The organism is Paenibacillus sp. P46E, assembly GCF_001909095.1.
In the GTDB taxonomy this organism is placed as follows: domain Bacteria; phylum Bacillota; class Bacilli; order Paenibacillales; family Paenibacillaceae; genus Paenibacillus_AQ; species Paenibacillus_AQ helianthi.
In genome coordinates this window covers 60,464-73,513 of record NZ_LVYZ01000099.1, presented here as the reverse complement: position 1 = coordinate 73,513, position 13,050 = coordinate 60,464, and the positions used below count along the sequence as shown (strand labels likewise).

Annotated in this window: 4 protein-coding genes and 1 pseudogene; 1 reads left to right on the top strand and 4 read right to left on the bottom strand. The window is 50.2% G+C overall.

The features are described 5' to 3' along the window. Nucleotides 1–2: 2 nt before the first annotated feature. Nucleotides 3–1,022 carry a LacI family DNA-binding transcriptional regulator gene (locus A3849_RS30355; protein WP_074114791.1) on the bottom strand — a complete coding sequence of 340 codons (1,020 nt, stop codon included), beginning with the start codon at nucleotides 1,020–1,022 and terminating at the stop codon, nucleotides 3–5. 338 nt (nucleotides 1,023–1,360) lie between these two features. On the opposite strand from A3849_RS30355, the pseudogene A3849_RS34135 reads away from it, so the two are divergent. Further along, a pseudogene (locus A3849_RS34135) lies at nucleotides 1,361–1,438 on the top strand (transposase); the annotation flags it as partial. A 189-nt stretch (nucleotides 1,439–1,627) separates the two neighbouring features. Here the strand turns inward: A3849_RS34135 and A3849_RS30350 are convergent. The 3 genes from A3849_RS30350 to A3849_RS30340 form a co-directional block, all read right to left on the bottom strand. Beyond that, a complete protein-coding gene (locus tag A3849_RS30350) occupies nucleotides 1,628–9,733 on the bottom strand; it encodes a glycoside hydrolase family 2 (RefSeq protein WP_074114790.1) in 8,106 nt (2,701 codons plus the stop codon). A 744-nt stretch (nucleotides 9,734–10,477) separates the two neighbouring features. Beyond that, nucleotides 10,478–10,996 (bottom strand): methyltransferase family protein, encoded by a 519-nt coding sequence (locus tag A3849_RS30345; protein ID WP_074114789.1) that lies wholly within the window; start codon nucleotides 10,994–10,996, stop codon nucleotides 10,478–10,480. A 1,206-nt stretch (nucleotides 10,997–12,202) separates the two neighbouring features. Beyond that, nucleotides 12,203–13,045 (bottom strand): MBL fold metallo-hydrolase, encoded by an 843-nt coding sequence (locus A3849_RS30340; protein WP_074114788.1) that lies wholly within the window; start codon nucleotides 13,043–13,045, stop codon nucleotides 12,203–12,205. Nucleotides 13,046–13,050: the final 5 nt, after the last annotated feature.

The following is a 13,050-nucleotide window of genomic DNA, read 5'->3' as shown; positions in this document are numbered from 1 at the left end:
ATTCATATCGAATCAGCTCCTTTTTGCGAAGAACCTTTGACAATCAACCTGGAATTGATCACAAAATCCTTTTGACCCGGCTCGAGATCACCGTTGATCTGATCAATAACCTTGTCCGCGAGTAGCCCCCCCAACTCATACAGCGGCTGTTCAACGGAGCTAATCTTAGGCGATACATAGTTGGTAATCCGGATATTGTCGACACCCACCACCGCCATGCGGTCCGGAATTGCAATGCCATATTCAGAGCAAGCTTTGTATACTCCAAGTGCCATCTCGTCATTGGCGGCAAATACCGCGGTAAAATCGCTGCTCTCTTTCCATAAACGGCGGAAAGCCGCGTATCCGCCATCTTCGGAGAAATCTCCCTTGTCAACCAGTGTCGGCAGAAAAGGTAATCCCGCTTCAGCCAGCCCCGCCTTGAACCCTTCCAGCCGGTCGATGCTGTCCAGCGCGTCCTCATAGCCGTTCAGATAAGCAATCCGCCGGTGCCCGTTTGCCACCAGGTGAGTGACAACATCATGGCCGATTTTCCAGTTATCCGTAGTGGAGCAAGGAATGTTAAGGTGTCCAAGGCGCCGTCCGATCACCCCAATGGCATAGCCTTCACCTGCGAAGGATGCGATCTCCCCGTCGCTCAGCATTGGCGATACCAGGATAATGCCGTCCACAGTCCGGTTCTGAAGCAGCGACAAATACTCCAGTTCCTTCATCTTCTCATTCTGTGAGTTGCAGATGAGGATTTTGTAATTCATTGCGTTTGCCTTTTGTTCTATCCCTTTAATAATCTCGGCATGATAAGATATCCCGATATCGAGTACGACGACGCCGAGCGTCATGGTCTTTCGGGATCGGAGTTGCTTGCCCATGGCGTTCGGTGTGTAATTCAATTCCTGAATGGCCTTCAATACCTTATTTTGCGTTTCCTTGGTTACCAGAGGACTGCCGTTTAATACGCGGGATACCGTCGCAGGTGAGACATTGGCAATCCGGGCAACATCGATAATTTTGCTATCCTTCATCAGTTCACATACTTTCAAGGTTTGATAAACCCATTATAACATCAATGAAATCGATTTCAATAACCTTTCGCTCCCTTTCTTCAGCCGTTTTTTATACGTGGAGATAAGTAAGCTACTTGGGTAGATGCTCCGTGAACGGACCGTTGTTCCAATCGTTGTTGTCCCAGATTTTATCTATTCTCCTTAGCGGTGAAAATCCGGGGACAAGGCGACCGCTGCCACTTTCCACATTCGTACCGTCCTCTCCGCTGTTTAAGCGGGAAATGGAGTACTGGACGTGTCCAGCCGGGAAAATGCTGCATTTCCAACGGCTGCCCCCTAAAGGAGCTGTACGTTGAATGACAGAGCCGGAAAGTGTATTTGGACCACTGAAAAATAACCGGGGCTTCCGGCGTTTTCTGCTTCAGGATCTCGGATAAATAACGCTCGACGCCGGTTGGCTTTCACTAGCCCATAATCTATTGAAGCGAGAAGCCATGGACCCAAAAATGGAGCAGCGCTCCCCCAATAACTGGAGGAGCGCTGCTCTTATTAACTTGTATGCTTTTAAACTTGAAGGTGGCCTGTCACCGCAAAATATTCACAGAAACGGTCCGCCAATTCAACTAATACATGATTCCATACAACCGGTAAAGCGTGACAGCAGCTTCCGCCCTTGTGATCGGCGAAACGGGCTGCAAGTAACCGTTATAGCCCTGGAACAAACCAGCCGAAACCGCACGGGCTACACTTTCCCTGGCATAAGCGGATACTTTAGAAGCATCCCTGAATTCCGGCAATGCCTCCCCGCTGCCCACGGAGTGCTCCTTGCCTGCCGCAAGCATGGCGTTGTCCAGCATCATCATCATTTCCTGACGGGTTACCGGCTGCTTCGGCCGGAACTCATCACTGCCCGTACCGCGAACGATGCCTAATGTCCGGGCAGCATTCACATCTTCATAGTAATAATCAGCCTGCGCTATATCCGTAAAGGAATGGGAGGCTTGCGCCTGCAGATCAAACAGCCGCATAATCATGACCACCGCATCTGCGCGGGTAATCGTTTGAGCAGGCGAATACGATTGCTCTGAAACTCCCTGGATAGCTCCCTTAGAGGCAAGAGCTTCCACCGCTGCCTGCGCCCAGCCGTAGCGGCCCAGATCGCCGAAACTCTTGGCTACAGAGACAACGGCATAGCGGCTGAAGTGATGTGTGGTGAATTGCATCTCACTGCCTGTGCTGTCATATCGTCCGCTGACTACCGGCTGTCCCTTGCCGTTTGCCCCGATCTGCCAGAACGTCAGCTGAGACGGGTTGAGCGCTTCGGAGGAGGAAAGCTGGTAAGGCGTACGGAACGTAACCGTCGCTAGATTGTTCTGCCAACTGACAGGGTTGCCGTCTACAGCTGCGCCCAGCTCGACAACCGGACGGCTGCCCGCAGCCTGCTTGACGTTTCCATCCGCACCGGACAGATCCGCGAGCTTAACAGACACAGCGATCTGCTTCGCATCTTTAGCCATGCCCGCAAACATATCGCCCGGAAGTAGCAGACTTCCTGCAGGAGTAATGTATTGGATCCGCACCTGCTTCATCGAAGCCAGATATGAGGCAGGCAGCTGCAATTCGAATGTTGTTTTACCCGCAGCTGATCCAGCCTTAAACGTAAGCGTCCGCACTCCATTGGCATCTGCCTGAGCGGCGGCGAGCGCCTTCGTAAGCTCCGCTGTGCCGGGAGCAAGAACAGACTTCGTACTGTCTGTTGCGCCTACGGTAACGGAAGGGGTCGCTGTTGGTGTTCCGGCATCAGGAGTGGGAGCCGGAGTCGGAGTCGGAGTAGGAGTGTCCGTTCCCTTCTTACTGATAACCAGCATTTGCGTTCCAGGTACGGCTTCGTAATAGACGAATGTACCTTCACCTTCCCGGACCGGCTTCAGGTTATAAGAAGTGGCTCCCCGTGTGAGAGTAACCTCGTTCCACTCTGCCGGAACCTTCGTTCTCAGGGTTAGCGGCTCATTGTAAACTGCCGGGTCCAGTGTACCCTCCAGCTTAACCTCGATTGCACCGGAAGCGGCTTTCGTAACCTTTGCTGTAGCGTTCTGTCTTTCACGCAAATATTTGCCCACCTCGGCAAAGGTACCGTTCCAAAGAGCATCTTTCCGCTGGGCTACATATCCGTAATGGTTGTCATACAGGCTGAGCGGTGGTGAGGACCAGCCTTCACCATCATTGCCATGGCCGGTCAGAATCAGCCAGTTGCCCTTGGCGATACCAAAGTCGGTCCAATCATCCAGTTGGACAGCTGTTGTCGTACTTTCAACCATTGTACTGCTCAGATTGTAATATTGCTCTGTGCTGCTGGCGTTGCCGGCATTGTTACCTCCCTGGCGTGCAGCAACGAAATACTTGGCTGCTTCTGCCGCAACCGCTGCATTTCCCGTATTGTACGGGAGCGCCAGCGATTCCGGCTTATAACCAGTCTTCTCCTTGATCCGGGCGACAGAATCCTTTAACTCGGAGGACATCTCTGACGCGCTGAGCGTGGTCAGATTGCGGTGAGTAACCGTATGGCTGGCTACATCGAAAATCCCTTTATCCAAAAGCGCTTTCCACTGCTCCCATGTGCCCGTGGAAGCGCCAGTGTCATTATAGGCATTGTCGATCCAGCCGCTGATCAGCGCGAGCGTTCCTTTCAGCTTGTATTTTTCATGCAATCCGGCAAACCGTAAATCAGATTCGTAGATACCATCATCATACATAATCGAATACGCACCGGCCTTGCCGTCTTTCCAAGTGGTGACCTCCGTATCCCCGATGTTGAAAAGTGTGCCCCGGATCGCTTTGGCCACTGTATCAGCTAAAGTCCAGGCGCCTTTCGGATTCGGATGAATCTTATCCGGGAAGTCGCTGCTGCTTCCGGTTGTGGCCGCATTCACGTCGATCAGGGTTGCGCCTGTCGCTTCGGCCGCCTTCCGGATCAGAGGAATGACCCCGTTTTGCAGGACAGAGTTGACAATGCCATAAGCCTGGTTCGGATCGTCGTTGAATATTGCCGGCGGCAGATTGACAAAGACCTTCGGATGACTTGGCAGCGCCTGATACAATTGTATCAGCTCTGTATAATCACTCAGGAAGTGGTTCTGTCCCTCTTTCCAGTTCCAGGCTTTCGTATCATTGGTACCCAGCTGGATAACCACGACGTCAGGAGCATAGGTCTTGCTGGCCGCAAATGCGGCTTCATTCCAGTACGGATCGTCGCCGTCCTTTTGTAGCGTGCGGCCGCTGACGCCGAAGTTCTTGACGGCAAAGTTGCTGCCGAGCAGCGACTGGAGCTGCGCCGGATAACTCGTTACCCCGGCATATTTCAGCCCGGCTCCCGCTGTGATACTATCTCCGACCGTTGCTACCTTGATTTGACCTTCCGGACGGTTCTTCTCTGGAATCTTTTCCGTATATGTGGCGGGAATTTCATCCGACGGATACTCAGCGAAGTACAGATCGTCAAAATAATAGGTGCCGGGATTCCACTCCGACAATCGGATTTCCTTCAGAGCGCTGATATCCGCAGAGGTCTTCATCAGCGGAAGATACACTTTTGTCCACTGCCCCTTGACGGAACTGACATCGGTCCAGTTGTTCACGGAGACCGTGCCGTCCGTATCCACAAAGGTAACGTGGACGGTGTTCGATCCCTGCATATCCTTTACATAGAAGGCCAGATAATTGAAGCCGGAAGCATCTATGGAAGCTGCGCCGCCCTGTGGCTTAATGATGACAGATTGCTTATCCGCACCCGGTGAGCCGGCGTCTCCAGTGACTTCCAGCTTCACACTTCCTGTTCCTCCAGGATTGACCCCGAATGTCCGGTCCACCGTCGCGATGGCATTCACACCCTGGCCGACCTGCACATCTGGCTCCTCAAAGGATTGGAACCAGCCGCTGGAACCGACAGGATACGAAGCGGGTTCCACACCGGTCTTGTAGGTTGCCGCGAAGAAGTTGTCGACCCATAGCTGCTCAGAAGCGTTCATACCGATCCTGATCTGGGTAATCGCCAGCGTATTCAGCTGACGGCTGGACAGTGGAACGCCCTGCGACTTCAGAAGCGGAACACTCAGCCGTGTCCATGCGTTTTTCACCGTCTTCCCATCCGTCTCCGTTGTCCAGGAATGCCCTTCGGCATCCACGAGCGTAACGGAAAGAGGTCTGTCCCCCACGCTGTCCTTAGCGTAGAAGTTCAGGTAATTGTAACCTGTCAGATCACTGTTGATCGCGCCGCCCTGCGGAACAAATGCGGCATAAGTCCCGTCGGCGCCGGCGCCTGCTGTGATCTTGAGGCTCTTCGTACCGTTGCCGGCCGCACTGTCTGCTGCTGATTCCAGCTGCAGCTGAGGGGAGGAGGATAAATACCCCCGGCCTGACTCAAAGCTCTGGAACCAAGCCGAGATACCGGTCGGGTTCGGCTGTGTTCCGGCTGAAATCCGGTTATACCGGTTATACCGCTCGGCCAGAATATCCTTCACTTGCTTCGGCGTTGTCCGGTCCATATGATACAAGCCCATCGTTTGCAGGCCTGTAATATTGGTATACCAGTTGTATGCAGTCCACCAGGCTGCACCGCTCAACAGTCCACCCGGGTTCGGCGTTCCATCCTCCGCCCGTGTAGCTGTCCGTGCAAATGCATTGAACGTACCTGTGAACAGCGTTGTCTGCCTTGTGTCCGAGGCGGTTTCATCCCCTGACCAGTAGCCGTACTCTGTAGCAATAATCGGCTTACCCGGATGCAGTGCATGGATGGCTTCAATTTCCTCCTGTGTCTCCAAGTCAGGATTCGCACCGTAAAAAGCGCCGAAATACATGGTCATTCCGATGATATCGGCCGGGGAATGCGAATGGTCGCTCACCCCTTTGTACGGATTCGCCACGGCGGACTGGCCGACCAGTCTTGTTCCATCGATGGCATGTGCAGCATCCCGCAGCTCCTGGATAAAGTTGACACGCTCCAGCTGCCCGCCTGACTCATTGCTGACCCCGTCAAACCAGACGGAAGCTCGGTTGTAATTACTGAAAATCATTTCCTCCATCATTTGCTTGGCCTGACCCCGCTGACGCTGCAGGTCGAAGGCTTCTCCGCTAAACCAATAAGCCGGAATTTCCTGCCAGATGGCCAGACCGATCCGGTCGGCAAATTGATAGGTCGGCAGGCTGTGCGGAAAATGCCCGGTCCGGACGAAATTAGCCTTCAGCTCCTCCTTGATCTTCAGCAGGTCGCTGTACCGGGTTGCATCATTCAGTGAAGGTCCTTTGTCGCTGCTGTCCTCCGTATAACCTACCCCGGTGAGGAACGGGGCCAACTCTCCGTTCAGCTTAAGCTGTACACCATCCGCTTCCAGTGTACGGATACCGAACTGGGTATAGAAGGTGTCGGTTACTGCTCCGCCGGTCTTCTGCTCTACCTTTAAAATATACAGATTCGGTTCAGACGGACTCCACAGCTTCGGTTTAGGTACTTTTACCTTGAGTGTTTGTACCGCCTGCCCGCTGGCTGGAACCGTTAATGCGCTTCCTTGGGCCGCTGCCGCTTCCGTACCCGTCAGATCCTGCGCATATTCGCTGAGCTGGTTATTCTCTCCGATCTTCGCTTCATAGATGGTATAGGACAGCTGAACCTGTTCAGCTGTTTTACCCGTATGATTCAGAAAGGTTCGGACTGACAGATCTCCATCCGTACCCAGCGTACGCACATCACTGCGCACCACATAGGTGTCCGGCATAAATTCAACGTAGGCGTCCCGCAGGATTCCTGTGTAGTTGAACCAGTCGGACGTCGCGTACGGCACGATTTCCCCGTTATTGAACTTATCCCATTTCGGATTGTCAACACGCACAGCGATCACATTGTCGCCGCCATAATTGAGTAGATTGGATGCGTCCAGTGCGAACGGCGTGTAGCCGCCCTGATGCCCGCCCGCATATTTGCCATTGATCCATACATCCGCGAAATAGTTGACGCCGAGGAAAGTAAGCTGTGCAGGCTGCCCCGCAAGAGAGCTATTCACCTCAAAATGCTTGCGGTACCATACCCCGCCCTGATAACCCGACTTGTCACTCTTGTTCTCCGGTCCGGTCAGCGATTCGTAAGCTGTGCTCTCATCCTCCGGGAGAGGGAGTGTCTTACCGGCCCAGCCGGAATCGTTGTAGCCAGTCTCCTGTCTGCCGCCCGCCTCATCTTCAAGGCCAGCAGTTCTGGCACTGTCCCGTGGTGCTGCTGACAGATTGGAATCCAGTGTGGTTCTTTCTTTTTTCCAGTCTCCGTTTAAGGAAAGGTACGTTCTGTCCTTCTGCTTCTCGAAAGAACCCAACGGTAGACTGCCTGAATAAGGCATCGCTTCGCCGTCCACATCCTTCAGCACCAATTGCGTAAAGCCGGCATTCGGGAAGCCTGCACTTTCTTTTTTAGCGAAATAAAACTCATCCAGATAATAGGTCCCCGCTTTTGCAGGCGTCACCGTCACCGTGCTTAGGCGTGCAAATTGGAAGTTCAGACTCTTGTCCAAAGGCATAGCGATCCGGTTCCAGCCGGCTGCTGTCGTCTTTCCGGTCTGCCAGTCTACCGTTTTACCGCCAGCATCCTTCAACTGTACGGACAGCGTCTGACCGCCCTGCTCATCCCATACATAAAAGACCAGATGGCTGAAATTTGTGGCGTCGAACTCCGCCTTATAGTCGTAAGGCTGGTTCTTGTCCGGAGACTCTTCGAGCGCCTGCGGCTTGACGTTTATGCCATTCGTGGCAGGGTTGGTCGAATCCTGGGACAGCACTGCCCGAATGCTCGCAGAGTTGTATGGATTGGCTGACTTATCCATACTGAGTGTGGTACTCACCCCTGTACCTGCCGTAATCCCGTATTGTCCGTCCTGCCCTTTCGTCTCGAAATTATGATACCAGACCGCTCCGATATTCTGGTTTCCGCTGATGAAGCCGGCCAGTACATCGTCTTCGGCCATGGCAAAATACATATCATCGAGATAATACACTCCGGCATTGTAAAAGCCGATATCGACGGATACGATTTTTGTCATGTCAATCTTCGAGGCTTCTTTCAGCGAAAGCTGCATATTGACATATTTATTCTTGGTAGATTTGGCGGTTCCCCACGTGTCCCAGACGCCCCCGTTGGCATCCTTGATACGGAATTCCACACCATTGCTGCCCTGGGTGTCCTTCAGATAGAAAGCAAGATATGAATAAGCTGACGCATCGAACGTCCCGCCTGCTTTGGGCTGTACGCTCAAGTAACTCCCCGCCGCATAAGGCCAGTCATTTTTGACAGTCGTGACCTTGACACCGGCCATGCCCGCTGCGTTGGCTATATCTGCTGAAGTCTCGGCGGTAGCAGCGCTGCCTGCAGAGTAGCCGGTTTGGCTCTCGAAATCATTGAACAAGGCCGTGCGCTCTGGCTTAACAGCAGGCGAAGCATCTGTTTCGTTCTGGGCCAGATAAAGATCATCGTAGTAGTACACATTACCGTAACCCCAGTACGTCCCAAGCTCAATTTGCTGTAGTCTGGACAAATTAATTTTTGATTTGTCCAACTTCACAGTCACTTTTACCCATTGCTTCGACTGCGTCTTGACTGCTGCGCTTGTTTCCGTGTCCCAGATCCCGCCATCAGTATCCTTGAATACAACATGTATACTGGATCCGGCGGCGGCTGTCGTATCCTTAACGTAGAACAACAGATAACTGAAAGGGGAAGCATCTATATAAGTTGCACCGGATACAGTCGAGCTTTCCGGTTTAATTCCGGCTCCATAAACGCCGGTGTTCCAGGCTTCGTTCCGCTCCTTCCCTTCCCCGTCCGTATAGGTATTCTGCACCATTTTAAGACTGCCGGAGCTTGAGGAATAAGCAGCATCCGTAGTGACACGCTGGGCGACCGTCGCGGTTCCCTGACCTGCCAAACCATAGCTGCCATCGCTGCCGGATTGCTCGAAGCTCTGGTACATGACAGGTGCAACCGGCTCATTGCCATCATCCGGATAAGTCGGCGGCAGAGCGGCAGCAGATTTAGAAAAGTACATCTCGTCAAAATAATAGATGTTGCCCCAGCCCCAATACTCGCCTAGCGAAATGGAGACAATCCGCGAAAAATCGAGTTTTGTCTTATCCAGCGGAATCGAAAGCCTAGTCCACTGATCCTTCACCGACAGGGTTTGGTCTGTATTGGCATTCCATTCTTTCCCGTCTGCATCCCGGATGACAACATTCGGGTTATGAACATCGGTGTCCAGAACGTAAAAATTTAGATAGCTATAGTCAGAAGCATCATAATAGGTGCCTTCTGTAACTGTCTCCTTCTGTGGCGTTACCGTGAATCCGTAAATATCAGTGTTCCAGGCTCCGCCGCTGGGATTATTGTCGTTCGTCTGGGTCAGGCGCACACTTCCCCGGCTTCCGCCTCCCGGTGTCCGGTCTGTAACCGACGCCGTTGATGAGGTACCGACGGCAGAAATCCCATAGGTCTTCCCCTCCCCGGCCTGCTCAAAGTTCTGATACCACTTGCTGTCTGTCTGCGTCTGTGGCGGTGTCTGCGGGGGTGTCTCCTGCGCGTAAGCGGTATCTCGTGCTATTCCCCCGAATACTACCGGGAACAGCAAGACCAGTGCCATGACCGCCGCGAAATATTTGTTATGCCCCCGCTTGCGCTTAACCGATTTGCTTATGGACTGCATACATACTCCTTTCGACTCTCTTTATTTGAAATCGATTTCATTTAGATAAAAGAAAACAGAATTATTTTTCATTCCTCCCTCTCTCAACCGTATAAAAAGTTTGAGTACCTAAGTCATCCAATGTAGCATGACTCCATTCGACTCCATTTTCTTGAAATCGATTTCATTTTGATATAAAAAAACAGATTCCCCCCTGTTCATTCCTTCCACTCTCAAAACCTTATAAACCAGCTGAAGCGAATAAGGCTACAAATGAAATCGATTTCAAATCTATTATATGAATACTCTATTCAAGATGTCAACGCTTTCTTTGATGTTTTTTATCCTTCACTTTCCGAGTAATAACCCGACTAATTATAATCATTTTCCGGTTACGCTTCATAATTTCATGATAGGTTCGGCCGAATAATAAGAAGTCCGTTTGTAAAATCCCATAACAGCTTTTCGTTAAAATATTTATTGTTTCTTCGCTATAATGAAATTGCATAACCTACTTTTTACTAGATTAAACAATATCACTGACTTATTTATTGTATTGAGTCCTATGTTTATTCAAAAAAAAAACGAATGCAACTTATTTTCTCAACCTAATGAAAAACCACATATATTCAATATGTTGGCTCACCAAAGTTGAAAAAGGAAGTTGCAAAAAGTTAAACAACACCCTTAATGGACCATCTACGCATCGGTCTTTTTCTCTCGTTACCACCGCGCGGTGGTTTTAAATTATATAGAGAAGCCGAATTAAAAATAGCGTCTTACTCTATTCATGTAGCTTACATATTCGCTCCCGAAATTTTTGATACACCATTTTTCTTCCGAAAGTATAATCCAGTGTGCTGAAATTTGAAAAATAAGTAGAGTGATAAATAGCAGAATTGAATTCATTAAGACGGCACAGCCCAAAAAATATAAGAAATACCCTATATACATTGGGTTACGAGAAACCTTATATATGCCGTTTGCATTTAACCCGCTCCGGTTAGGCTTTGCAAAGGCAATCGTAGAAAATATAAGAACAATAATGCCTAAGATGTAGATAAACAAGCCCATCGAAAACTTTGGCGGCTTTGTTTGTACCTTCAAAAAAAGCGGATACAAAATAATGAAAATATTCATTATCTGGTACAACAAGCTGGCAACTCTTTCGCCTCCTTCTGTTGGAGCAAATAAAGCAGCACGACTTAAAGCGGACCTGTTCATCCTTCCCAATAGACCAAACCTTATGAGAAAGAGCGGGATGACTAATATAAACGCATTCACTATGCCGCCTCCCTTTCATTACCTCATTTAGATACCATTAACTGCAAACCTCACTGAATAAAGATCCTAATATTTGTATTCCATGCACCAAATCAGGCTCAGCAGCACCGGAGTAATTTAGCCGTATATTGTTATGTCTTGATTTGTCTGAATAGAATGAATGCCCAGGGACATAAGCGACTCCCCTTTGAAGAGCTAGTGGAATTAAATCCTTGGTATTAATATGGTCCGGGAGGCTCAACCATAGAAAAAAACCTCCCGCTGGCGCCCACACCTTGACATCAAGATGAGGGCGGCAATTAGGATGAGGTAGGATCTATAAACCCGACAGAAGGGCGGCTACGCTCTATTCGGACAGCCTCTCGTTCTTCCGGCGTCCCTTCCTTCAGCTCCCGTTCAATCGCAAACAACGGATTGCAGAAGGTTAGCCCCTGCTGGGCGGCCGTTCCAAAGAGAGCAAATTTTTATTGGAGATAGCTATTTGGTTATGTACGACATTAAACCTCCCTGAGCACACAAAAAACTATGAGCTATATAAACTGAACTTAAGTATGATAGACGGCTGAATGGAGTAACCCTTGAGGACCAAGGATTTCTCCATTCCAGCAAGTTAGATTCTTAAGTTCACTCTATGTAGGCTAGTATTATATTACATTTGAGTTGCTGTGAATACTATGACTAGAAATGATTTCCTTTGAATATTGCTCATTTATCAAATCTACTACTATGTTCACCATGCCCTCACAGGATATGGAGACCCCTTCTGTCGTCAGCACGATTCCCATCCCGCTCACAAAGCTTCTTCCAGTGGAGGAACGGTGGCTTTGCATATCCTTTTATGACATCAACACCGCTACAGCCATGGGTATTCTCGACTGTACAGAAAAGGCGGGGCCCTGTGGAATATAAACGGACTATAATAAGTCCAGTCCTCTCAACTTGCAGAGCTAGGGATGGTATTAGACGTCCCTTTCTCTTGCAAGGTTGTCCCGCTCTGCCGGCCGACTTGGTTTTGCCGTCTGTTCCGGGTTTCGCCTTCTCATCCTCAGCACCCTTCCTCACGGACAGAGCACTATGAGTCAGCTATATACTTCGCCATCTCACGGTGTACTCGGGACTTTCACCCGATAGCACGATGCGCTGCAAGCGCACAAGAAACCCGGGAGGAGCTCCCCCGGGTTTCTTGTGTTACTAACACCGACTGCTTCAGCGTCCGATCTGGTGCTCAAATATTTTGTTAACACTATAAATAATATTGCCAATACCACCGTCAACTCTCATAAATCGCTGGTCTACTGTCTTAGCAATACAGCATGTATAATCCATGAATGTAAACGGTACATCGTCCGTTTGCCTGTTCATGATATCACCGCACAGCTTGATAACCCCCCCCAGCATTTCGCTGGAAGCTTCACTTGCAAGATGACATAAATACACCCGGTCAAATTTACCTTGAACATTCCGGGCAAGCTTCTCCAGTGATTTCTTGTACTTTTCTACAGTATATGATTGCTCATCAAACAGAAAAGTAGAATGGTTGCAGGCGTCACCTAGTATTAATGTTCGCTCTTCTTCAATTAGAATTGCCATTGTCCCCGGGGTATGACCCGCAGCTGAATAGATTCCAAGATGAATGCCCCCAAGGTCAAACCGATCCCCTTCCTTCAGTTCAAGAAAGTCAGGTGGCTGAGGAGGAACAAATTCAAGCTCCTCCAGGTCAGGCATCGCCGGCCCCAGGGTCATTTCCATATATTCCTGCCTTACCTTCAATTCCTGGTGTTCAGTATAAATAACGTTATCTAATGAGCTCATATAGACCTTGTTGAATTCCGGAGCTCCCATAGCATGATCAACATGCCCGTGTGTCAGGATAACCGTAATCGGCTTGCCCGTTAGACTCTCAACATATGCCCTCAGATTGCCCACACCAAGACAGGTATCTACGAGCACGGCTTCATGCTCCCCCTCAATAAGATACATGAATTCTTGCGACAGACTCGTTATCCTTCTCACGCGCGGCGATATTTGCTCTGACGTATAGTATTTCATCGTCC